Source organism: Microbacterium sp. AC035 (genome assembly GCF_979258485.1).
In genome coordinates this window covers 1,399,139-1,421,421 of record NZ_OZ409858.1, presented here as the reverse complement: position 1 = coordinate 1,421,421, position 22,283 = coordinate 1,399,139, and the positions used below count along the sequence as shown (strand labels likewise).

At 68.6% G+C, this 22,283-nt stretch carries 22 protein-coding genes and 1 riboswitch; of the genes, 20 read left to right on the top strand and 2 right to left on the bottom strand.

Annotation, left to right across the window (positions count from 1 at the left end; all coding sequences use genetic code 11):
- Positions 1-43: 43 nt before the first annotated feature.
- Positions 44-1,111, bottom strand: coding sequence for a MinD/ParA family ATP-binding protein (locus ACZ0AA_RS06890; protein WP_400864897.1), 1,068 nt, complete (start codon positions 1,109-1,111; stop codon positions 44-46).
- 628 nt (positions 1,112-1,739) lie between these two features.
- Here ACZ0AA_RS06890 and priA point away from each other — a divergent pair.
- Together priA and ACZ0AA_RS06880 are read left to right on the top strand one after the other, a co-directional pair.
- On the top strand, positions 1,740-2,486 hold the full coding sequence (priA, locus tag ACZ0AA_RS06885) for a bifunctional 1-(5-phosphoribosyl)-5-((5-phosphoribosylamino)methylideneamino)imidazole-4-carboxamide isomerase/phosphoribosylanthranilate isomerase PriA (protein WP_400864894.1): 747 nt from the start codon (positions 1,740-1,742) through the stop codon (positions 2,484-2,486).
- A complete protein-coding gene (locus ACZ0AA_RS06880) occupies positions 2,470-3,279 on the top strand; it encodes an SseB family protein (protein WP_400864891.1) in 810 nt (269 codons plus the stop codon). Before priA ends, ACZ0AA_RS06880 begins: the two co-directional genes overlap by 17 nt.
- Before the next feature lie 44 nt (positions 3,280-3,323).
- Here the strand turns inward: ACZ0AA_RS06880 and ACZ0AA_RS06875 are convergent, their stop codons facing one another.
- Positions 3,324-3,722, bottom strand: coding sequence for a DUF1844 domain-containing protein (locus ACZ0AA_RS06875; protein WP_463512492.1), 399 nt, complete (start codon positions 3,720-3,722; stop codon positions 3,324-3,326).
- Between the two features lie 232 nt (positions 3,723-3,954).
- Here ACZ0AA_RS06875 and infC point away from each other — a divergent pair, with 232 nt between their 5' ends.
- From infC to ACZ0AA_RS06785, 18 genes are all read left to right on the top strand, one after another.
- Entirely contained in the window at positions 3,955-4,605 is a 651-nt protein-coding gene (infC, locus tag ACZ0AA_RS06870) for a translation initiation factor IF-3 (RefSeq protein WP_079113185.1), read from the top strand.
- Between the two features lie 72 nt (positions 4,606-4,677).
- Complete coding sequence (gene rpmI / locus ACZ0AA_RS06865) at positions 4,678-4,872, top strand: 50S ribosomal protein L35 (protein WP_036278714.1); 195 nt, start codon at positions 4,678-4,680, stop codon at positions 4,870-4,872.
- A 32-nt stretch (positions 4,873-4,904) separates the two neighbouring features.
- Complete coding sequence (gene rplT, locus ACZ0AA_RS06860) at positions 4,905-5,291, top strand: 50S ribosomal protein L20 (RefSeq protein ID WP_029262486.1); 387 nt, start codon at positions 4,905-4,907, stop codon at positions 5,289-5,291.
- 102 nt (positions 5,292-5,393) lie between these two features.
- Positions 5,394-6,206, top strand: a complete 813-nt coding sequence (locus ACZ0AA_RS06855; RefSeq protein WP_400864885.1) for a TrmH family RNA methyltransferase — start codon at positions 5,394-5,396, stop codon at positions 6,204-6,206.
- Between the two features lie 76 nt (positions 6,207-6,282).
- On the top strand, positions 6,283-6,951 hold the full coding sequence (locus ACZ0AA_RS06850) for a response regulator transcription factor (RefSeq protein ID WP_463512491.1): 669 nt from the start codon (positions 6,283-6,285) through the stop codon (positions 6,949-6,951).
- A 6-nt stretch (positions 6,952-6,957) separates the two neighbouring features.
- Positions 6,958-8,334 (top strand): sensor histidine kinase, encoded by a 1,377-nt coding sequence (locus ACZ0AA_RS06845; RefSeq protein WP_463512490.1) that lies wholly within the window; start codon positions 6,958-6,960, stop codon positions 8,332-8,334.
- Positions 8,331-9,311: a TAXI family TRAP transporter solute-binding subunit gene (locus ACZ0AA_RS06840; protein WP_463512489.1), complete on the top strand. Its 981-nt coding sequence runs from the start codon at positions 8,331-8,333 to the stop codon at positions 9,309-9,311. Before ACZ0AA_RS06845 ends, ACZ0AA_RS06840 begins: the two co-directional genes overlap by 4 nt.
- Before the next feature lie 352 nt (positions 9,312-9,663).
- On the top strand, positions 9,664-10,413 hold the full coding sequence (locus ACZ0AA_RS06835) for an amino acid ABC transporter ATP-binding protein (protein WP_400864873.1): 750 nt from the start codon (positions 9,664-9,666) through the stop codon (positions 10,411-10,413).
- Positions 10,414-10,459: 46 nt separating this feature from the next.
- Positions 10,460-11,368 carry a glutamate ABC transporter substrate-binding protein gene (locus ACZ0AA_RS06830; protein WP_042536552.1) on the top strand — a complete coding sequence of 303 codons (909 nt, stop codon included), beginning with the start codon at positions 10,460-10,462 and terminating at the stop codon, positions 11,366-11,368.
- Positions 11,369-11,428: 60 nt separating this feature from the next.
- Positions 11,429-12,085: an amino acid ABC transporter permease gene (locus ACZ0AA_RS06825; protein WP_042536554.1), complete on the top strand. Its 657-nt coding sequence runs from the start codon at positions 11,429-11,431 to the stop codon at positions 12,083-12,085.
- Entirely contained in the window at positions 12,082-13,008 is a 927-nt protein-coding gene (locus tag ACZ0AA_RS06820) for an amino acid ABC transporter permease (protein WP_400864868.1), read from the top strand. Before ACZ0AA_RS06825 ends, ACZ0AA_RS06820 begins: the two co-directional genes overlap by 4 nt.
- Before the next feature lie 21 nt (positions 13,009-13,029).
- Positions 13,030-13,665, top strand: a complete 636-nt coding sequence (locus ACZ0AA_RS06815; protein WP_463512488.1) for a hypothetical protein — start codon at positions 13,030-13,032, stop codon at positions 13,663-13,665.
- Between the two features lie 50 nt (positions 13,666-13,715).
- The gene (pheS, locus tag ACZ0AA_RS06810; RefSeq protein ID WP_463512487.1) at positions 13,716-14,756 is read left to right on the top strand and encodes a phenylalanine--tRNA ligase subunit alpha; all 1,041 of its coding nucleotides are present in this window, start codon (positions 13,716-13,718) and stop codon (positions 14,754-14,756) included.
- Positions 14,756-17,260, top strand: a complete 2,505-nt coding sequence (pheT, locus tag ACZ0AA_RS06805; protein WP_463512486.1) for a phenylalanine--tRNA ligase subunit beta — start codon at positions 14,756-14,758, stop codon at positions 17,258-17,260. The genes pheS and pheT overlap by 1 nt, the downstream gene beginning before the upstream one ends.
- Before the next feature lie 128 nt (positions 17,261-17,388).
- On the top strand, positions 17,389-18,105 hold the full coding sequence (locus ACZ0AA_RS06800; RefSeq protein WP_463512485.1) for a DUF402 domain-containing protein: 717 nt from the start codon (positions 17,389-17,391) through the stop codon (positions 18,103-18,105).
- Positions 18,106-18,169: 64 nt separating this feature from the next.
- Complete coding sequence (locus tag ACZ0AA_RS06795; protein ID WP_463512484.1) at positions 18,170-19,135, top strand: NAD-dependent epimerase/dehydratase family protein; 966 nt, start codon at positions 18,170-18,172, stop codon at positions 19,133-19,135.
- Positions 19,136-19,158: 23 nt separating this feature from the next.
- Positions 19,159-19,252, top strand: a riboswitch (TPP riboswitch).
- Positions 19,243-20,091, top strand: a complete 849-nt coding sequence (gene thiM / locus ACZ0AA_RS06790) for a hydroxyethylthiazole kinase (RefSeq protein ID WP_463512483.1) — start codon at positions 19,243-19,245, stop codon at positions 20,089-20,091. (Overlaps the previous riboswitch by 10 nt.)
- Positions 20,088-22,238, top strand: coding sequence for a bifunctional hydroxymethylpyrimidine kinase/phosphomethylpyrimidine kinase (locus tag ACZ0AA_RS06785; protein ID WP_463512482.1), 2,151 nt, complete (start codon positions 20,088-20,090; stop codon positions 22,236-22,238). Before thiM ends, ACZ0AA_RS06785 begins: the two co-directional genes overlap by 4 nt.
- Positions 22,239-22,283 lie beyond the last annotated feature (45 nt).

The following is a 22,283-nucleotide window of genomic DNA, read 5'->3' as shown; positions in this document are numbered from 1 at the left end:
TCTCAGGTGACGCCGCGATCGGTGATCAGCTGTGGTGCGCCGCTCAGAAACCGCGTGCGACTGCGGCGGCGGCCGAGAGCCAGGATCGCTGCGTCGGCGCCGCGAGTGCCCGGAGACGAAGGTGGCCGTCGACCATCTCCCGGTCGAAGGGGATGCCGACGACTTCGCGCGCGAGGGGCTGGTAGCCCGCGATGACATCCGTGACCTCTGCGGGGGATGCCTTCGGATCCGCCTGGCTGACGACGACCACTGACTCTCGGGCAAGCCGCGCCGATCGCTCATCGCGGTCCTCGAGCGCCTCCAGCAGCAGAGCACCGGCCTCGGCGTGGTCATCCCGCGTCGTCGTCGCGACGACGATCTGGTCGGCGAGGTCGATCATCCGCAACCACATGGGGTCGGATTCGTCGTTGCCGGAGTCGATGATGATCAGACGGTAGAACTTGGCCGCGATGGCGTGGATGGAGTCGACATCAGTGGGACGGAGTCGATTCTCGTGCGCGAGTCGGATCGGCTTCGACCGCAGGACGTCGTACTTCTCCTGCGGCTGGTGGTGCACGAAGTGCGCGAGATCCGCGGACTGTCCCTGAGCTCCCAGCAGACGCTGCGTCTGGGGGAGGAGCTCGAGCAGCGTGCGGTCATGAGAGCCGGTCTCGGTGCGCCAGCCGAGCGTGCCGCGCGTCTGGTTGTTGTCCCAGGCCAGCACCCCGGCTCCGCCGTATTGAGCGAAGACCGCTGACAGCAGCACGGTGGCCGGCGTCTTGCCTGCCCCGCCTTTGCCGTTGACGACCGCGACCGTGCGGGGCCCCGGCCAGTGACGGCTCACCGCGTGCTCGTCGTCGCGGACGGCTCGCTCGCGGGCGTTCGGTCCGAGGGAGAATCCGACGCGATTGAGCAACCCTCGTCCGCCCTGACGCGCGGGCTCTTCGCGGCGCTCTTCCTGCAGGAAGGAACGGCGTCCCACGCCTTGCTCACGCTGCTGGCGACGCGATGATGCCGAGGACGCCGACTCGGCGGCTGCGGCGTTCGGAGCCGACGGAGCCACGGTGGTCGACAGTGGCAGCGGCGGGGTGGGCGGCACACCGGGGGCCTGGTTCTGCGGTGCGGTGCTCACGGGCGCCGTCGCAGGCGGGATGCTCGGGAGCGGGGCCGGAGCCGGGTTCGCGGTTCTCGGCGCAGGATGTGGCGCGGCAGTGGCGTCAGGGGCGCCGGCGCCCGGAACGACGGTGGCCGGCGGCTCCGACCACGCGGCGGAAGAAGGGCGGGGAGTCGAGGGTGCGGCCGGTGCGGCCGGTGCTGCCGGTGCTGTGGGCGGGCGGGAGACAGGAGCCGAGGGGCTGGCCGGTCGTGGAGCGCCGGTCGGCGGAGTCGCGGCGGAGGCTGCCGCCCACGCGGCCGCTGCTGCTGCGCGTGTGCCCGGCACGGGCGGGATCGATGGTTCGTCTCCGGTCACCGCCCGGGGCCGTTCGTCGACGGGCACCGCGTCTGGCGTGACCGGCAGCTGTGCGCTCTCATCCGGAGTCTCGGGAGGCAGCGAATTCCCGCGCCGCAGGGGTCTGCCTCCTCGCGCTTCCGCATCGCGCACCATGCAACATCTCCTCACCGACCGAACAGGGGCGTCATCGAGGCTACCGCGTGGCACACGATGTTCTCAGCCGTCATCGTTTTGGAGCGGGCGGATGCGCGGGCTAGTGTCGATTCTCGTGCCGGTGAATCGGCTATCCATCTCACCTGAGGATGTCATGAACGACTTCGCGCAGTCACCTTCTCTCACTCTGCTTCCCGCCGTCGATGTCGCCGGGGGTAAGGCAGTCCGTCTCACCCAGGGTGAAGCCGGCACCGAGACCAGCTACGGCGACCCGCTGGACGCTGCGGGGGAGTGGGTCGAGCAGGGCGCGAAGTGGATCCACCTCGTCGACCTCGATGCGGCCTTCGGTCGCGGCAGCAACGCCCCGATCCTGCGCAAGGTCATCAAGCAGTTCAAGAACGTCAGCGTCGAGCTGTCGGGAGGCATCCGAGACGACGCGACGCTCGAGGCGGCTCTCGAGAGCGGAGCGACCCGGATCAACCTCGGCACGGCCGCGCTGGAGAACCCCGAGTGGGCCGCCGATGTGATCGGCCGCTTCGGCGAGGCGATCGCCGTCGGCCTCGACGTCCGCGGCACGACGCTTGCCGCGCGCGGCTGGACGAAGGAGGGCGGCGACCTCTGGGAGGTGCTCGAGCGCCTCGAGGATGCCGGCTGCAGCCGTTACGTCGTGACCGACGTCACCAAGGACGGAACCCTCAAGGGCCCGAACCTCGAGCTTCTCCGCGAGGTCACTGCACGCACTCCGAAGCCCGTCGTGGCTTCCGGGGGCATCTCGAGCCTCGACGACATCGCCGCGCTCCGCGAGCTGGTGCCGCTGGGCGTCGAAGGTGCGATCGTGGGCAAAGCGCTCTACGCCGGCGCCTTCACGCTGGCTGAGGCTCTGGATGTCGCAGGAGACTGACGACGCCTGCGGCCACGGCTCGCAGGGCCACGGCGCGCCGGAGCAGGGCGACTCAGCGGGGGTGCCCTGGGAGGGGCGCAGCTTCGAGCCGAATCCTCATGCGGCGGACGATGGCTCCGCCGACCCCGCGCTTCTCGACGCCCTTCTGCGCTTCCGTGCGGGGGAGGGCGCTCAGACGGAGGTCGTGGACGCCTTCCGCACGGCCCGGGTGCTGATCCCACTCATCGCCGAGAAGGGAGAGGAGGGCGTCGCCCCGAACGGTCTCTCGGTCGACAAGACGCAGGAGCTCTCCATCGTGACCGTCGCCGCGCCGGACGGTCGTCGGGTGCAGCCGGTGTTCTCGTCCGTCGAGGCGATGCAGCGCTGGGACGCCACAGCCCGACCGATCCCGGTCGAAGCTACGCGCGCCGCACTCGCAGCATCCGCAGAGGACACGGACCTCATCGTGCTGGATCCTACGTCCGACACGGAGTTCGTCTTCCGTCGTCCGGCCGTGTGGGCGATCGCGCAGGGGCATCGCTGGGAGCCGAGTTTCCTCTCTCCCGAGGTGTTCGTCGCCCTGCAGGAGAGCGTCGCACACGAGCTCGCCGTGATCGACGTGGCTGTCGCAGCGGGCGACCCCGATGCCCGTCTGCGGGGCCCGGAGCTGATCGTCGTCCTGGAGCTGGTCGACGGACTCGAGCGCGGAGTGCTCGATTCGGTCCTCGCGCGTCTCGCGCAGCGGTGGGCGGCAGATGACCGCATCGCCGTGCTCGCGGACTCGCTCACGGTGAAGCTGCGCCGCTCGGCCTGACCGGCTCGGCGATGTCGCCGGCCGGCCCCAGCCGTGCGGAGTCGCTAGTTGACCGGCCCGGTCCACTTCTCGCCCGGCCCCTTGCCGATCGGGTCGGGGATGGTCGAGGCCTCGCGGAACGCGAGCTGCAGCGAGCGGAGTCCGTCACGCAGCGAACGCGCGTGCATGTCGCTGATCTCGGGCGCTCCGGCGGTGATGAGACCGGCGAGAGCGTTGATCAGCTTGCGGGCCTCGTCGAGGTCGAGCTGTTCTGCCGCGTGGGGGTCGTCGGCGAGCCCGAGCTTGACCGCCCCTGCGCTCATGAGATGCACGGCCGCGGTCGTGATGACCTCGACCGCAGGCACATCTGCGATGTCCCGAGTGGCGGAGGACGCAGCCTCCTCCTGTCGTGCCCAGCGCTCGTCGCGCTCGCGTGCAGCCTCATCCGATGCCTGGTTCGTCACTTCGCCTTGCCTTCTGTTAGACTGTGTCGGGCTCCGGAGCGTCATGCTCCGGTACGAAAGAGGATTCACTTCCCACCCGCGCTTGCCGTTCCAGGCTACCGGGTCTTGCACTCCACCGGATCGCGTCGTCAGACTCATCCGGCAGGCAGGGTGCGGAGCCGGCGTCTGAATGCCGGTGGGTGGGGGACGATTCTGATTTCGCCCGGGATGCTGACTGCGTCCTGGTGGCTGAATCCCATCGTCTAAGGAGTTACGCATCAGCGATCCCCGCACCAATGAGCGCATCCGCGTCCCCGAGGTCCGCCTCGTCGGTCCCGCGGGTGAGCAGATCGGCGTCGTCCGCATCGAGGCGGCGCTGCGCCTTGCGCAGGAAGCCGACCTCGACCTCGTCGAGGTCGCACCGAACTCGAAGCCGCCCGTGGTCAAGATCATGGACTACGGCAAGTTCAAGTACGAAGCCGCCCAGAAGGAGAAGGAAGCTCGCCGCAACCAGGCGAACACCATCCTCAAGGAGGTTCGCTTCCGCCTGAAGATCGAGGCGCACGACTACACGACCAAGCTCAAGCGCGCCGAGGGCTTCCTCAAGGCCGGTGACAAGGTCAAGGCAATGATCCTGTTCCGCGGTCGCGAGCAGTCGCGGCCCGAGCAGGGCGTCCGCCTCCTCCGCAAGTTCGCCGAGGATGTCGCCGAGCTCGGAACCGTCGAGTCGAACCCGACCATCGACGGTCGCAACATGGTCATGATCGTGGCTCCGCTCAAGAGCAAGTCCGAGGCCAAGCAGGAGCAGAACGCGGTTCGCGACGCGCAGCGCGCAGCGAACAAGCAGGCCGCCCGCGAAGCCAAGAGCGACACTGACGCACCGGCCGAGGCCGCAGCGGAGTAACTCCCGCCCCCAGACTCCCGCACCGCGGGTTGACACCGTCGCCTGAGAAGGCGCCATACGAAGGAAGAGAAGATGCCGAAGCAGAAGACCCACTCGGGTGCTAAGAAGCGCTTCAAGATCACCGGCAGCGGCAAGCTGAAGAAGCAGCAGGCCGGTATGCGCCACAACCTCGAGCACAAGTCGAGCCGGCGCACCCGTCGTCTGAACCAGGACCAGGTGCTCTCGAAGGCTGACACCAAGACGGCCAAGAAGCTTCTCGGCCGCTGACGCGCCCGACGCACGAATAGGAACACAGGAAAATGGCAAGAGTCAAGCGGGCGGTAAACGCCCACAAGAAGCGCCGGGTCATCCTCGAGCGCGCAAAGGGTTACCGCGGTCAGCGTTCGCGCCTGTACCGCAAGGCCAAAGAGCAGGTCATCCACTCGCTGGTCTACTCGTACCGTGACCGTCGCAAGCGCAAGGGCGACTTCCGTCGTCTCTGGATCCAGCGCATCAACGCCGCTGCACGCCAGAACGGCATCACGTACAACCGCTTCATCCAGGGCCTCGGTCTCGCGGGTGTCACTGTCGACCGTCGTATGCTCGCCGACCTCGCGGTCAACGACGCAGCGACCTTCACGACGCTGGTCGAGACGGCGAAGAAGGCTCTGCCCTCTGACGTCAACGCTCCGAAGTCCGCTGCGTAAGCAGCTCTTCACCACAGAGGACGCTCTCCTTCGGGAGGGCGTCCTCTGTCGTTCGCCGGGCGTTTGCGCAGGAACGGCCCTGCCGTTCTCTAGACTGTGAACGTGCTGGAGAACCCCCGTTCGCCCCGAGTCCGTGCCGTCGCCAAGCTGACCAAGCGCAGCGCGCGAGCGGAGACAGGGCTGTACCTCCTCGAAGGGCCTCAGGCGGTTCGAGAGGCGCTGATCTACAGCCCTGAGGCGATAGTCGAGCTGTTCGCGACGCCGACAGGCTGGGAGAAGCACCCGGACATCCGCGCGAAGGCAACGGATGCCGGCATCGATGTCGAGTACGTGACCGAGTACGTGCTGAACGCGATGGCCGACACGGTCACGCCGCAGGGACTCGTCGCCGTCGTCCGGCAGGCGCCCACCTCCGTCCGCGACATCTTCGCGGGCTCTCCGCGTCTCGTGGCGATCTGCGAGGAGATCAGAGACCCGGGAAATCTCGGGACGATCATCAGGGCCGCCGATGCCGCGGGGGCCGACGCCGTCGTGCTCACCGGACGCACGGTCGACCCTTACAACCCGAAGGTCGTGCGTGCCACGACAGGGTCGCTGTTCCACCTGCCCGTGTCGGTGGGTGCCGAGCTCGCGGATGTGGTCGAGAAGGCGCACGCCGCAGGTCTCCGCATCCTCGCTGCCGATGTGAAGGGCGACGACCTTCTTCGCGCACGAGCCGACGGAGTCCTCGCCGAGCCGACGGCGTGGCTGTTCGGCAACGAGGCGCGCGGACTCGAGGATGATGCGCTCGCCCAGGCCGATCAGGTGCTGAAGCTGCCGATCTTCGGCCGAGCAGAGTCGCTGAATCTGGCCACTGCGGCGAGTGTCTGCCTCTACGAGAGCGCGTTCGCACAGCGGGCGGCAACCTCGGCCTGATCGCGGCCGGCCAGGCGGGCTTTCGCTCTGCTGGTAGGTTTATGCCTGCTCGAGCGGAGAAGGGGACCCAGGGTCGATGCAGATTCTGATCGTGGAGGACGACGAGCGCGTCGCCGCTGCACTCGAGGCGTTCCTCGCCCGATCGGGATACGCGACCGTGCGCGCGGCGGACGGCGCATCCGCCCTCCAGCAGCTGGGTGCGGACACCGAGGTGGTGCTTCTCGATCTCGGTCTGCCCGACGTCGACGGCATCGATCTCTGCCGCCGGATCCGCGGTCGCTCGGAGGTGCCGATCGTCATCGTGACAGCACGGAACCAGGTCACGGAACGCATCAGGGGACTGCGGGCCGGAGCTGACGACTTCGTCATCAAGCCGTACGACGTGCACGAGCTCCTGGCTCGCATCGAGGCCGTCACCCGCCGTTCGCGACCGGTGCGACCGGAGTCCGAGGCGCGTGTGCGGCTGCAGGACGGCGATGTGGAGTTCGACCTCGTGGGCCGGCAGGTGCTCATCGACGGGGCTCCGATCGAACTCACCCGCAAGGAGTTCGACATCGTCGCCGTGCTCGCCCGATACCCCGGCGTGGCCGTGCCGAAGGAGAGACTCATCCGTGAGGTGTGGAACACCGACTGGCGCGGCTTCGGACACTCTCTCGAGGTGCATGTCGGCGCGATCCGCAAGAAGGCGGGCCGTCGACATCTGATCGAGACCGTGCGCGGTGTCGGCTACCGGCTGGCTGGGTAGCCGTCGATGCGCAGACGTCTGGTCGTCGTGTTCCTCGTGCCTCTCGTCGCGATCCTGCTGTCGCTCGGCGGTGCGACGGCGTGGAGTGCGACCCGCAGCATCCAGCAGGCGTTCTACACCGAGCAGCTCGGAGACCTCGGGTACTTCGTGACGAGCGCGCGACAGGCGCTGCGGTCGGGGAGCGCGACGGTGATCGACGCTGAGGTGAGGCGCTTCCACGAGGTGTACGGGATCGACGTCGTCGTCTTCGATCTCGCCGGCGGCGTGTGGGCGTCGGGAGCGGACACGGCCGAGGTGCTGCCCGACGACGACGCCGCACGAGTCGGCCTCGCTCTTTCCGGGCGGCGTGCTGAAGCTCCTGAACCGGTGTTCCCCTGGATCGCGGCGGAGTCCTCCCTCGTCGAGCCGGTCTTCGATGACGGCGACGTCATCGGCGCTGTCATGCTCTCCGCAGACGTCGAGGCGCCGAGGACCGAGATCCTGCGACAGATCCTCGTGCTGACGGCGGTGTCGACGGTGTCGATCGGGTTGGGCGTGCTGCTCGTGTTCCAGCTCGCTCGCTGGGTGCTCTCTCCGGTGCGCCGTCTCGATGAGGCGATGATCGCGATCGAGCGCGGCGAGATGGACGCCAGGGTCGCGGAGGACACCGGTCCACCGGAGCTGCGCCGGATGACCCGCGTCTTCAACGGCATGGCGGATGAGATCGAGCGCGTCATGACGCGGCAGCAGGAGTTCGCTCTGAACGCCTCGCATGAGCTCCGCAATCCCCTCAATGCCCTTCTGCTGCGTGTCGAGCACCTCTCGACCGGCCTGGACGACGACTGGAAGGACGACATCGAGGAGACCAGGGAGGAAGGGCGCCGCATGGCGCGCATCCTCGAGACGCTCCTCGGACTCGCGCGAGGCGGACGATCAGACACCACGATCTCGGCTGTCGACCTCACGACTCTCGCGGCCAGACGCGCCGATGCCTGGAGTCAGGTGGCGTCCCACCGGGGGATCCGGACAGTCTCGATCGGGGTCGACCCGGTGATGAGCATCACCGATCGTACGATCGTCGAGAGCGCGCTCGATGCTGTCATCGACAACGCGGTGAAATTCTCTCCCCCCGACTCCGTGGTCGAGATCGGATCGCACCGCGGCGACGGACTGTGCGCGCTGACCGTCCGCGATCACGGCCCAGGCCTCACACGGGAGCAGGCCGCGAACGCCGCCGATCGATTCTGGCGGAGTGACGACAGCGGCGGGGTGCCCGGCTCAGGCCTCGGCCTGGCGATCGCGACCGACCTCCTGGAGGTGATCGGCGGGGAGCTGAGGGTCGACACACCGGAGGACGGCGGACTGCTGGTCTCACTGCTGCTGCCGGACGGAGCTGCGGAATGAGCCGGCATGGCATGCGCGGCGCTCGCTGGCGCAGGATCGCGGCCGCGGCGGCGGTACTCGTGCTCGCGGGCACGGGCAGCGCCTGCAGTGCTCGATCGGCCGAATGGGGCGACTCTCAGTACGAGATCGCCGGAGGGGGATCGAACGGGGTGTACTACGCCTACGGTGCGGAGGTCGCTCGCGAGCTCTCGGAGTCGCTGGGCGTCAGCGCGGCCGTGGTCGAGACCGCCGGGTCGGTCGACAACCTCGTGCGAGTGAGCTCAGGGGAGGCGCTCCTCGGCTTCGCGCAGGGGGATGCCGCGGCAGACGCGGTCGCGGGTGCCGGGGCCTTCGACGAGGCGCTGCCGGTGCAGGCCGTCGCGCGCCTGTATGACGAGTACCTCCACGTGGTCGTGCGCGCCGATTCGGACATCGTCGAACTCGGAGACCTCGCAGGGAAGACCGTGTCGCTCGGCGCGGAGAACTCCGGCGTCAACGTCATCGCCGCACGAGCCCTGGATGCTGCAGAGGTCGACATCACGTCGATCGAGGATCCCCAGCTCGACCTCAGCGAGTCGATCAGTGCGCTCGAGGGATCGAGCATCGACGGATTCTTCTGGGTGGGCGGCATCCCGACGCCCGGCATCGCCGAACTGGCGAAGACGGCCCCCGTGCGCCTGGTGCCGGTGGAGCAGAGCTGGGTCACTGCGATCAACACGCGCTACTCCGACGCGTACCGTCCGTCCGACTTCCCCGTGGGCCTCTACGGACTCGACGAGTCGGTGCCGACGATGGCGGTCCCGAACTATCTGGTCACCTCCTCCGACACTCCGGACGGCGTCGTGCGAGACGTGCTCACGAGCCTCTTCGACGCCCGCACGGAGATCGCACAGCGGGTGCCGGTCGCTTCTCTGCTCGACCGCAGGCAGGCGATCTTCACCGGGCCGGTCGACCTGCACCCCGGCGCGATCGAGTACTACCGAGACCAGCGCGACTGAGGCCTCAAGAAATCCTCAAGAAGTGTCATGCCGGCATGCCGCTCTGCCAATCTGGGGGTCGATCGCGCACGATTCGACGGAGAATTCAGATGCCACAGAGCCCACGCCCTTCACTCGGGCGCGCTCGCGGTCATTCTCGGGGATCGTCGTGCGATCGGATCCGGTCGGAGGCTTGCTGCCACGTTCTACTCGGGGGAGGAACGGAGCAGCAGGGACGCCCCCACGGTCCGCGGGGGCGGACCGTGGGGCACTCCGGCGTTCGGGCTGATTCGGCCCCTTCGCGTGGTTACGAACGTGTAAATGTCGACGCATCAATGTGGAGCCACGTGATCGACCTGGCTAGTTTGGAGAAATGATGACCTCTGGTAAGCCTCTCGTCGTGGTCGACAACGTCCAGAAGCACTATGGCGACTTCCAGGCACTCACGGATATCGACCTCACCGTGAACGCCGGCGAGGTGGTCGTGGTGATCGGCCCCTCCGGCTCCGGCAAGTCGACGCTGTGTCGCACGATCAACCGGCTCGAGACGATCACGAGCGGCACGATCAGCATCGACGGCAAGGCGCTGCCGGCTGAGGGCAAGGGGCTCGCGAACCTGCGAGCCGACGTCGGCATGGTGTTCCAGTCGTTCAACCTCTTCGCGCACCTCACGATCCTCGAGAACGTCACGCTCGGCCCGATCAAGGTCCGCGGCATGAAGAAGGCCGATGCCGACAAGGAGGCGATGATGCTGCTCGAGCGCGTCGGCGTCGCCCAGCAGGCGTCCAAGCTCCCCGCCCAGCTCTCGGGCGGACAGCAGCAGCGCGTCGCGATCGCCCGTGCGCTCGCCATGCAGCCCAAGGTCATGCTCTTCGACGAGCCGACCAGCGCGCTCGATCCCGAGATGATCAACGAGGTCCTCGACGTCATGGTCGAGCTGGCCCGCGACGGCATGACGATGATCGTCGTCACCCACGAGATGGGTTTCGCGCGCAAGGCCGCCAACCGAGTCGTGTTCATGGCGGACGGGAAGATCGTCGAAGAGGCGACCCCCGAGGAGTTCTTCACCCACCCGAAGAGCGACCGCGCCAAGGACTTCCTCTCCAAGCTCCTCACGCACTGACGAGCTTCACAGACCTTTGCACACACAGCACACGAAGGAGACGCACATGCGACGCACACGCACACTGGCAGGAATCGGGATCGCGACGGTGGCACTGTTCGCGCTGACCGCCTGCAACAGCGGCAGCCCGTCCGACCCCGGCGCCGGAACCGGCGGCGACGAGGGCGAGGACTCCACCTGGTTCGAGGTCGCCGAGGACGTCCAGCTCGAGGGCAGCCCGACGTTCGACGCCATCCAGGAGCGCGACAAGGTCGTCGTCGGCGTCAAGGAGGACCAGCCAGGTCTCGGCTACCTCGACGTGACGACGGGGGAGCGCACCGGCTTCGACGTCGACATCGCCCGCTGGATCGCCGCCTCGCTCGGCTACGACGAGGACAAGATCGAGTTCAAGCCGATCGCTTCGGCGAACCGCGAGCAGGCGATCACGAACGGTGACATCGACTACTACGTCGGCACCTATTCGATCAACGACAAGCGCAAGGAACTCATCGACTTCGCCGGTCCGTACTTCATCACCGGCCAGGGACTCCTGGTCGCCGCTGATGCTGACGACGCCGAGGCGCTCGAGGACTTCAACGGCAAGACCGTCTGCTCTGCGACCGGCTCGACGCCGATCCAGAACATCAAGGCGAACTTCCCCGAGATCAAGACGCAGGAGTACGACCTGTACTCCGCGTGCGTCCAGGACCTCATCGACGGCAAGGTCGACGCGGTGACCACCGACCAGGCGATCCTGATCGGCTACGCAGCGCAGTACCCGGACGACGTCAAGGTCACCGGCGGCCTCTTCACCGAGGAGCGCTACGGTGTCGGCCTCACGAAGGGCGACGACGCGCTGCGCACGCACATCAACGAGCTCTTCACCGACAACGGCGACATCTGGCAGGCGATCTTCGACGCGAACCTCGGTTCCAGCGGCATCGAGGTCGAGCAGCCCGAGGTCGACGCGTACTGATCGACATGGGCGGCCCTCCTCGGGAGGGCCGCCCACCCATTCTGAAGAAGGGAGGGTGGCGTGGACGTCATCTTCGGCAACCTCGACCTGTGGGGACAGGCGATCAGCAACACGCTGATCGTGTTCTTCGCCGGCGGGATCATCGCGCTGATCCTGGGCCTCATCGTCGGGGCGATGCGTGTCTCCCCGGTGCCCATCGCGCGCGGCGTCGGCACGGTGTACGTGAACACCGTGCGCAACACCCCGCTCACCCTCGTCTTCTTCTTCTTCATCTTCGGTTACCCGCAACTCGGGCTTCCCGATCTGTCGAACCTCGTGCTCGGCATCCTCGCCATCGGCATCTACACGGCGACGTATGTCGCCGAGGTGCTGAGAGCCGGAATCAACACGGTGCCGGTCGGCCAGGCTGAGGCCGCTCGAGCGATCGGGCTGCCTTTCGGCCAGGTGATGGGCCTTGTGATCCTCCCGCAGGCCTTCCGATCGGTGGTTCCGCCGATGATGAGCGTCTTCATCGCTCTGCTCAAGAACACGACCGTCGCAGCCGGATTCTCGGTCGCCGAGCTCGCGGCGCTGCGGTCGACGATCAACGACTCGGCCGACCGCCCCGGCAACCCTATGGAGGTCCTCCTCTGGGTCGCGGTGGTGTTCGTCGCCCTGGTGCTGCTGTTGAGCTGGCTGCAGCGATATCTCGAGAACCGATGGAGGATCGCGCGATGAGCTCTGTACTGTACGACGTCCCCGGACCCCGGGCGATCGCCCGCAACCGGGTCATCGCGGTCGCCACCATCGTCCTCGTCCTGGTCGCTGTCGGCTTCATCGTCCTTCGGATGGTGGAGACGGGGCAGTTCTCGGCTGAGAAGTGGTTCGTGTTCACGTTCTCCAACGTCTGGATGGGCATCTTCAAGGCGCTGGGCAACACGCTCGCCGCGTTCGCCCTGGCGGCGGTGCTCAGCATCGTCGTCGGGTTCGTGCTCGCGATCGGGCGCCTCTCGGAGCACGCCTGGGTACGGATCCCGGTGACTGCGATCACCGAGCTGTTCCGTGCCGTGCCGGTGCTCGTCTTCATGATGCTGCTCTATTACGGGCTTCCCGTGGTCGGCATCAAGATGGACCCGTATTGGGCGGTCGTCATCGCGCTGATGGCATACAACGGCTCCGTGCTCGCAGAAGTGCTCCGGGCCGGTATCGAGTCCCTGCCCCGAGGGCAGAAAGAGGCCGGTTACGCGATCGGACTCCGCAAGAGCGGAGTCATGCGTCTCATCCTGCTGCCGCAGGCGATCCGGGCGATGCTCCCGGTGATCGTCGCCCAGCTGGTCGTGACGATGAAGGACACCGCGCTCGGATTCATCATCACCTACCCCGAGCTGCTGTACTACGCGAAGCAGCTGACGTCGCAGCAGGGTCGCCCGATCCTGCAGTCCGCCTTCGTCATCGGCGGCATCTACATCATCATGTGCCTCATCCTCTCGGGCATCGCGAAGTGGGTGGAGATCAGCACCCGTCGTTCGCCGAAGGTCAAGGCGATCCAAGCGGCGGCAGACCCCCGTCAGCACGGAGATGGCACCGACACCGAGCTCATAACTCTGCAGCGTCGCGGCAGCGGTCTGGATGGCACCGCGGGCGGGGGCGGCGCGATCTGATCGTCTGACAGGCTTGTGGCCGTGAAAGTCGAACCCGTCTCCGCCTATCCGTCTGCGACGAGCCGAACGCTCGCGGAGTGGCTGGATGCCGATCTGGCCGCGTTGCATGGGTCGGAGTGGCGGTCCCGGCTGCGTGAGATCGCCGATGCACGAGCGATGCGTCGAGGCATGTGGGCATCGTTCCTGGCGATCGGCTCGTCAGCCGTGGTCCTCGGTGCGGTCCTGCTGGCGGTAGGCGCCCCGCCGTCCGCGTATGTGCCGACGATGATCGTCGGCGGCCTCATCGCCGCCGCCTCCGGTCTGTTCCTCGCACGCGTGAGACGCTGGCTCCCGAAACCCGGCACGTCGTACACGACCCGGGGTGCCGGCTCGCTCGGAGGCGGCCTCGTCGCCGCAGCGAGCCTCTTCGGTGCGATCAACGTCTTCCTGATTCCCGGGATCGTCTCCTCGGTCGATCCGGTGCCGCTCCTCGTGCTCGACGCCGGCGTCGCACTCGTGCTCGTCTCGGCGTTCGTGATCCCGGCCGCGATCATCGGTCGGGGACGGCAGACGCTGCGCCGCGAGGTGAAACGAGACCAGCAACTCGCGGCGGCGCTCGAGCGCGATCGGGTCACCTGGGTGCCCCGGACCGCGGTGCCGATGTTCGGCCCGCTCTGACCCTGGCACTGAGGTAGGAGCAGTCCACGGCCCCGGTAGACTCCTGTCTCGTGTCTGAGTCTCCCGAAATCACCCCGGAAGCGGTCGAAGCCGCCGTCGCGGCCGCGCTCGAAGCGATCGCCGCGGCAGCCGATACCACCGAGCTGAAGGCGGCGAGAGCCGCTCACGTCGCTGACGGCTCTCCGCTCGCCGTCCTGAACGCCTCGATGCGGCAGGTGGCTCCTGAGAACAAAGCGGCCTTCGGCAAGCTCGTCGGCCAGGGGCGCGGCCAGGTCACCAAGGCTCTCGCGGCGAAGGAGGACGAGCTGGCCGCCGCCGAGGTCGCCGCGCGTCTCGAATCCGAGCGCATCGACATCACCGCTGTTCCTTCCCGCACGCGCGTCGGTGCTCGGCATCCGCTGACCCTGCTCAGCGAGCAGATCTCCGACATCTTCGTCGGCATGGGCTGGGAGATCGCGGAAGGGCCTGAGCTCGAGCACGAGTGGTTCAACTTCGACGCCCTGAACTTCGACGTCGACCACCCCGCTCGTCAGGAGCAGGACACCTTCTACGTCGACCCGCCCTCGCGGCACCTCGTGATGCGCACGCACACGAGCCCCGTGCAGGTGCGCTCGATGCTGGAGCGTGACGTGCCGATCTACGTGCTCTGCCCTGGTCGCGTCTACCGCACCGACGAGTTCGATGCGACGCACCTCCCCGTCTTCACGCAGTTCGAAGGCCTGGTCGTCGACAAGGGCATCTCGATGGCGCACCTCAAGGGCACGCTCGACCACGTCGCGCGCCAGCTCTTCGGACCGGAGGCCAAGACGCGCTTCCGCACGAACTTCTTCCCCTTCACCGAGCCGTCGGCAGAGCTCGATCTGTGGCACCCGACCTTCAAGGGCGGCGCCCGGTGGATCGAGTGGGGCGGCTGCGGCATGATCAACCCGAACGTGCTCCGCGCGGCCGGGATCGACCCCGACGTGTACAGCGGCTTCGCGTTCGGCATGGGCGTCGAGCGGGGACTCATGTTCCGCAGCGATGTGCAGGACATGCGGGACATGGCAGAGGGCGATGTCCGTTTCAGCGAGCAGTACGGGATGGTGGTGTGATGCGCGTCCCGCTTTCGTGGCTGCGTGAATACGTCGATCTGGCAGCGGATGCGACGCCCGAGGACGTTCTGGCGGCGATGGTCACCGTCGGATTCGAGGAAGAGGACATCCACCGCTTCGAGATCTCGGGTCCCGTGGTGGTCGGACAGGTGGTCTCCCTCGAGGGCGAGCCCCAGTCGAACGGCAAGACGATCAACTGGTGCCAGGTCGACGTCGGCGAGGCGAACGGCGGCATCCGCGGGATCGTCTGCGGAGCGCACAACTTCGTCGCCGGCGACAAGGTCGTGGTGACCCTGCCGGGTGCTGTGCTGCCCGGGCCGTTCCCGATCGCCGCACGCAAGACCTATGGTCATGTGTCCGACGGCATGATCGCCTCCGCGCGTGAGCTGGGTCTGGGCGACGAGCACAACGGCATCCTCGTGCTCGCTGATCTCGGAATCGACGCCCCGGTGGGCACCGACGCGATCAGCCTGCTCGGTCTCGACGATGTCGCGGTCGAGATCAACGTGACGCCCGACCGCGGGTACGCGTTCTCGCTCCGCGGCGTCGCGCGCGAATACTCGCATGCGACCGGAGCGACATTCCGCGACCCGGCGGAGCGAGACTTCGCCGAGCTCCAGCCCGGAACCGGTCACACCGCGATCGTCGACGACGCCGCCCCCGTGCGCGGCCGCGTCGGCGCGAGCGAGTTCGTCACCCGTGTCGTCCGCGATGTCGACCCGTCGCGCCCGACCCCGCCGTGGATGATCGCGCGCCTGTCGCTCGCCGGCATGCGCTCGCTCGGCATCCTGATCGACATCACCAACTACGTGATGCTCGAGCTCGGCCAGCCGCTGCACGGATACGACCTCGACAAGCTCGCCGGTGGCATCACGGTGCGCCGCGCGACCCCTGGCGAGAAGATGACGACTCTCGACGGCCAGGAGCGAAAGCTCCATGTCGAGGACCTGCTCATCACCGATGGGTCGGGACCGATCGGTCTCGCCGGCGTGATGGGCGGCGGCACCACCGAGATGAGCGACACCACGCACAATGTGCTGATCGAGGCGGCGACGTTCGACCCCGTGACGATCGCTCGCACCGCACGTCGACACAAGCTCCCGAGCGAGGCGTCAAAGCGCTTCGAGCGGGGCGTCGACCCGCTCGTTCCCTTCGTCGCCGCTCGTCGGGCCGCCGACCTGATGGTGGAGTTCGCCGGGGGCACGCTCACCGAAGAGGGCGGCGCGCTGTTCGCCGAGATCTTCGTCGCCGACATCGAGCTGCCGAGAGGATTCGTGCAGGGGCTCATCGGCGTCGACTACTCCGACGACGAGATCGTCGGTGCGCTCACGACGATCGGCGCCGAGGTCACCGAGGCGGATGCCGGCTGGACCGTGATCCCGCCGACCTGGCGCCCCGACCTCACCGACAAGTGGTCGCTCGCTGAAGAAGTGGCGCGCATCCACGGCCTCGACCGCATTCCGTCGGTGCTGCCGACGCCTCCCTCCGGCCGTGGCCTGACGCCGCACCAGCAGGGGCGCCGTCGCGTCGCCGACGCACTGGCGGCTGCGGGGCTCGTCGAGACGCCCTCGTTCCCCTTCACCACCGAGGTCGAGAACGACCTGCACGGTTCGGCGTCGGGAGAGCACCTGCCCAGCATCCGGCTCGCGAACCCGCTCGATGGCTCTGCTCCGTTCCTGCGTCGCTCGCTCATCCCCGGGCTGCTGCAGACCGCGCACCGCAACATCTCGCGCGGCCTCACCGACCTCGCGCTGTTCGAGACCGGAGTCGTGTTCCTGCCCGAGCCCGGTGTCGAGTACGGCACCGATGAGGTTCCGCCGCTCGGCGTCCGTCCGTCGGACGAGACCCTCGCCGCACTGAACGCGTCGATCCCGCCGCAGCACCGCCACGTCGCGGCACTGTTCACGGGCAACATCGTCGCACGACAGCCCGGCCGCCCCGCCGAGCCGTCCGGACTGTCGGAGGCGCTGGACGCCGCTCGTGTCATCGCGGCTGCTGCCGGCGTGGACATCGATGTGGCACAGAGCGAACGCGCGGCACTGCACCCCGGCCGCACCGGCGTACTCGTGGTCGGCGACGTCGAGGTCGGATACGTCGGAGAGCTTCACCCCGACGTCGCAGCGGGTGCCGACCTGCCGGGTCGCGCGACCGTGCTCGAGCTCGACCTCGACGGCATCCTCTCTCTCGGGGGAGGCCGTGCTGTCGCCGCGTCACTGTCGACCTTCCCCGCGGCGACGCAGGATGTGTCGCTGGTGCTGGGCGCCGATGTGTCCGCGGGCGCCGTCCGTGCCGCACTCGAAGAAGGCGCCGGCGCTCTCCTCGAGGCGATCCGACTCGTCGACGACTACCGCGGCGACGGCGTCGCAGAGGGCCAGAAGAGTCTCACCTTCGCACTGCGGTTCCGCGCGGACGACCGCACGCTGACCGCGGCGGAGGCGACAGAGGCGAAGCTCGCGGGCGTCGCTGTCACCGCCGAGCGCTTCGGCGCGACTCTGCGCGACTGACCCATCGTTTCGCGAGCCGCACCCCGAGGGGAGCGGCTCGCGAAGCGGTGGTCGCGGCGTCGGATCTGGATGCGATCGCCCCGCCGAGCCGACCCGAATCCTGCGGGTGCCCGAGGTAGCGTGTCGTGATGAGCATCCTTCCCCACAGCACGCCTGCGGCGGTTCCCGACGGTGTCCGCCCGATGGGCGAGGCGCCCTTCCTCGAACCGGGCGATCAGATCGCCTGGCACTACAGGAAGCCGGGCTGGCAGCCCGGAGACGCGTCGACGATCACGCCCATGCGAGTGGTCCGCGACGATGAGCACGGCCTCGTCGCCTGGCTCGCGCCCGGAACCCTCCAGGAAGGGCAGGGCACTCCTGCAGGCGAGCGCGTCCGGACGGTTCCGCTCGATCGACGATGGCTGGAGCCGCGGACGCGAATCGTGGAGGAGTGGTGGGGCAACGGCATCCTGAGGATCGCCCCCGCAGGCGCCGCGTGGTCGGTGTGGCTCTTCTGGAGCGACGTGAGCGGTTCGGACTGGGAGTTCGCCGGCTGGTACGTGAACCTCGAGAACGCGCATCTGCGCACCGACCACGACACCTATTCGTCCGACCACATCCTCGACGTGGAGATCGAGCCGGACGGTCGAGTGCATCTGAAAGACGAGGACGAGCTGATCGCGGCCGTCGAGCAAGGCCGCCTCACATCCGAGCAGGCGGCGCAGATCGAGCGGCACGCGGACGCGGCGATCGAGTCGTTCCGTGATGCAGACTGGCCGTTCGCCGAGGAATGGCGCGAGTGGCGCCCGGATCCCTCGTGGACCGTCCCGGAGCTGACAGGGCTGTCCGACCTGCGCACGCGCTGAACCAGGTATCCGCCGTGAGCGGAAGCCACTTCCCCTCACGGACGGATGCTGATGCCATGGGTGCATGACAGATGTGCTGATCCTCGGTGGAACGGGCTGGTTGTCGAGCCGGATCGCCCGACGGATGCTGGTGAACGGAGCGACCGTGATGTGCCTCGCCCGGGGCGGACGTCCGTCTCCCGAGGGAGCGAGCCTCGTGCTGGCCGACCGGGACGATCCCACGGCGTACGATGCCGTGTCGGGTCGGGACTGGGACCACGTGATCGACATCTCGTCGACTGCCGCTCACGTCGAGGCGGCGGTGGCCGTGCTCGGGGAACGGGCCGCCCGCTGGACCTACGTCTCATCGATGTCCGTGTACTCCGACGACACGACGGTGGGAGCCGATGAGACGGCGGCCGTGCACTCGTCGGCGGAGCCCGGTGACGAGTACGAGTACGGTGCGCAGAAGGTCGCGGCCGAGAACGCCGTGCGCGGGCTGGGCGAGCGAGCGCTGATCGTGCGCCCCGGGCTCATCGTCGGCGAGGGCGATCCGAGCGATCGTTTCGGATACTGGGCTGCGGCTTTCCTGCGCGCGGTCGATGGACCCGTTCTGCTTCCGCGCACCGAGGGGCGCGACGTGCAGGTGATCGACGTCGACGATCTCTCGGAGTTCGTCGCCACCACGCGCGCCATCGGGGTGGTCAACGCGATCGGCGACCGGCATCCGCTCGCCGAGGTGCTCGCGACCGTGCGGCGGAGCACCGGACACGGAGGCGACGCGGTGATGGTCGATGACGAATGGCTGATTGAGAACGGCGTCGAGTACTGGGCGGGGGAGCGTTCGCTGCCCCTGTGGCTGCCCGCCGACATGACCGGCTTCATGACCCGCGCCAACGCCCGGTATCGCGCCGCAGGCGGCACCCTGCGACCGCTCGACGAGACCGTCGCGGCCGTCGTCGCCGACGAACAGGAGCGAGGGATCGATCGCGACCGGCGCGCCGGCCTCACCCGCGCCGAGGAACTCGAGCTGCTGCAGCGACGAGGATGACCGTGGGGCGTCGCTAGACTTCGAGCAGTGACACGGGGTGCCGCATCCGCGGCTGAGAACAGACCCGTCGAACCTGATCTAGTTCGTACTAGCGAAGGGATGTCGCATTGAGCGATCGTCTGCGTCCAGAATCCGAATCGACCCTGGTGGCCTCGGCCGCCGAGCTGCTGTCCGCGCTCCGTGAGTCACCACCGCTGACCCACTGCATCACCAACACCGTCGTCACGGGCTTCACAGCCAACGTGCTGCTGGCTCTCGGGGCAGCACCCGCGATGGTCGACATCGTCGACGAGGCGGGTCCCTTCGCGGGCGTCGCATCCGGAGTGCTGATCAACCTCGGGACTCCGACCCCCGAGCAGCGGGCCGCGAGCCTCGAAGCCGTCGCCGGTGCCGCCGCCGCGGGTACTCCCTGGGTGCTCGATCCGGTCGCGATCGGTTCGCTGCCCGTGCGCACCGCGCTCGCGCACGACCTCGTCGCCTCGCGCCCCACGGCGATCCGCGGGAACGCCTCCGAGATCCTCGCCCTCGCAGGCCTCACTGCCGGAGGTCGGGGGGTCGATGCCACCGACACCACGGATGCCGCCTCCGACGCCGCCCTCGCGCTCGCCGCCCGTCACGGCTCGGTCGTCGCCGTCTCGGGACCCGTGGACCTGATCACCGACGGTCGCCGTGTCATACGGATCGCGAACGGCGACGAACTGCTCACCAGGGTCACCGGCGGCGGGTGCGCACTGGGTGCCGTCATGGCCGCGTTCCTGGGGGTCGCGCGCACAGCCGGGACAGATGCGCTGACCGCGGTCGCCTCCGCGAGCCTCGTCTACACGATCGCCGCCGAGCACGCCGCCGCACGGGCTTCGGGTCCCGGCAGTTTCGCGGTCGAACTCCTCGACGCGCTCGCGTCGGTGGTGCCCGCCGACATCGCTGCCGCGGCACGCGTTGAGGAGCGTGTGCTGTGATCGCGGATCTCTCGCTGTATCTGGTCACCGACCCGGACCTCTGCGGGGAACGCGGTGTCGTCGAGACCGTCCGTCGTGCCGTCGACGGGGGTGTGCGCATCGTGCAACTGCGGGACAAGACGGCGACGGATGCCGAGACCACGGCGCAGCTCGTCGAGCTCTCCCGCGTGATCGACGGTCGTGCACTGCTGGTCGTGAACGACCGCCTGGACGCTGCCCTCGCCGCGCGGGAGCAGGGCGCGCGGGTCGATGGCGTGCATCTCGGGCAGGGGGATGCGTCGGTGCTGCGCGCGCGCGAAGCTCTCGGCGCCGAGGCGCTCATCGGCCTCACGGCGAACAGCCGGAAGCACTTCGAGGCTGTGCGCGCGCTGCCGCCCGGCACAGTCGACTATCTGGGCGTCGGCGTCATCCGCCCCACCAGCACCAAACCCGACCACCCGCCGGCCCTCGGCGTCGAGGGCTTCCGTGCCCTCGTCGCGACGACCGTGCTCCCGTGCGTGGCGATCGGAGGGGTGGGCATCGACGACACCGAGCGGCTGCGGGCTGCGGGGGCGGCCGGCCTCGCCGTGGTCTCGGCGCTGTGCGCGGCCGCGGACCCGGCCGAGACCGCAGAGGCGTTCGTGCGTCGCTGGCGCGCGGCGGGTACACCGCGGGTGCTCAGCATCGCCGGGAGTGACCCGTCCGGCGGAGCGGGGATCCAGGCCGACCTCAAGTCGATCGCGGCGAACGGCGGCTACGGCATGGCTGCGCTCACCGCGCTGACCGCCCAGAACACCACCGGCGTGCGGGGTGTTCACGTGCCACCCGCGACCTTCCTGCGGGAGCAGCTCGACGCGATCTCCGACGACATCGTCGTCGATGCGGTCAAGATCGGGATGCTCGCGAACGCCGATGTCATCCGCACTGTCGCCGACTGGCTCGATGCCGTTCGGCCGCCGATCGTCGTCCTCGATCCCGTCATGGTCGCCACCAGCGGCGACCGGCTGCTCGACCAGGATGCCGAGGCGGCACTGCGCGAGCTGCTCCGGCGTGCGCACGTCGTGACTCCCAACCTCGGCGAGCTCGCCGTGCTGGTCGGGCGGACGATCTCGGGATGGGGCGACGCGCTCGCCGCAGCGGAGGACCTGTCGACGGCGACCGGGGTGGCGGTTCTCGTCAAGGGCGGGCACCTCGACGGGGACGACGTCCCCGATGCGCTCGTGGACGCCGCACGGGGCGTGCGGCGCGAGTTCCCGGGCCGTCGGATCCGCACCGCGAACACCCACGGCACGGGGTGCTCGCTCTCGTCGGCGCTGGCCACACTTCTGGCTCGCGGCGAGACGGCCGTCGACGCCGCCGCCTCGAGCCGAACGTGGCTGCGCGAGGCACTGCACGAGAGCGCGGCGCTGCGCGTCGGGCGTGGTCACGGACCGGTCAGCCACTTCTCGGGTCTGTGGGAGCGCGGCGGGCTCGAGACGAGACCGACGCCGGAGCAGGTCCGTGCCGCGTGGTGGGCACGCACGGCCGACGTGAGGGCGGGGATCGACGACCTTCCCTTCATCCGCCGCTTGGCCGACGGCACTCTCGCCCGGGAGCCGTTCCTGTTCTACCTCGCGCAGGACGCCCTGTACCTCCGTGAGTACGCCCGTGTGCTCGCCGAAGTCTCACGCCTCGCTCCGACTCCTCTCGAGCAGGCGTTCTGGGCGCGCTCCGCCGAGGGGGCGATCATGGGCGAACTCGAGCTGCATGCATCGTGGCTGACCCCGGGTGAGGGTGTGGATGCGGCGATGTTCTCCGTCGCTCCCGCTCCGGCGACCGTCGCGTACCTCGACCACCTGCGCTCCGTGGCGTTCGGCGGTGATTACGCCGAGCTCGTCGCCGCGGTGCTGCCGTGCTTCTGGCTCTACACCGACCTCGGGCAGCGGCTGCACGCGGGGGAGTTCGGCGAGTACGCGCAGGATCCCCGGCATCCGTACGCGTCCTGGCTCGCGACATACGCGGACCCGGCGTTCGAGGATGCGACGGATCAGGCGATCGCCCTGGCTTCGGCGGCCGCGGCGACCGCCGCCCCGGCCGCACGGGATCGGATGCTCCGCGCCTTCGAGGTGTCGAGCGCCCACGAGCTCGCCTTCTTCGCCGCACCGTTCACATCTGCTGCCTCTGCATGACGGACCGGATTTGCGCATGCCGCGACGAGCGCGCTATCGTCGCGG

Coding starts and splice junctions, on each gene's coding strand:
- ACZ0AA_RS06880 (WP_400864891.1), top strand. CDS start 2,470: ATGTCGCAGGAGACTGACGACGCCTGCGGCCACGGCTCGCAGGGCCAC.
- ACZ0AA_RS06795 (WP_463512484.1), top strand. CDS start 18,170: ATGACAGATGTGCTGATCCTCGGTGGAACGGGCTGGTTGTCGAGCCGG.
- ACZ0AA_RS06835 (WP_400864873.1), top strand. CDS start 9,664: ATGATGACCTCTGGTAAGCCTCTCGTCGTGGTCGACAACGTCCAGAAG.
- ACZ0AA_RS06820 (WP_400864868.1), top strand. CDS start 12,082: ATGAGCTCTGTACTGTACGACGTCCCCGGACCCCGGGCGATCGCCCGC.
- ACZ0AA_RS06840 (WP_463512489.1), top strand. CDS start 8,331: ATGAGCCGGCATGGCATGCGCGGCGCTCGCTGGCGCAGGATCGCGGCC.
- ACZ0AA_RS06800 (WP_463512485.1), top strand. CDS start 17,389: ATGAGCATCCTTCCCCACAGCACGCCTGCGGCGGTTCCCGACGGTGTC.
- ACZ0AA_RS06830 (WP_042536552.1), top strand. CDS start 10,460: ATGCGACGCACACGCACACTGGCAGGAATCGGGATCGCGACGGTGGCA.
- priA (WP_400864894.1), top strand. CDS start 1,740: ATGAACGACTTCGCGCAGTCACCTTCTCTCACTCTGCTTCCCGCCGTC.
- ACZ0AA_RS06850 (WP_463512491.1), top strand. CDS start 6,283: ATGCAGATTCTGATCGTGGAGGACGACGAGCGCGTCGCCGCTGCACTC.
- ACZ0AA_RS06845 (WP_463512490.1), top strand. CDS start 6,958: ATGCGCAGACGTCTGGTCGTCGTGTTCCTCGTGCCTCTCGTCGCGATC.
- rplT (WP_029262486.1), top strand. CDS start 4,905: ATGGCAAGAGTCAAGCGGGCGGTAAACGCCCACAAGAAGCGCCGGGTC.
- pheT (WP_463512486.1), top strand. CDS start 14,756: ATGCGCGTCCCGCTTTCGTGGCTGCGTGAATACGTCGATCTGGCAGCG.
- rpmI (WP_036278714.1), top strand. CDS start 4,678: ATGCCGAAGCAGAAGACCCACTCGGGTGCTAAGAAGCGCTTCAAGATC.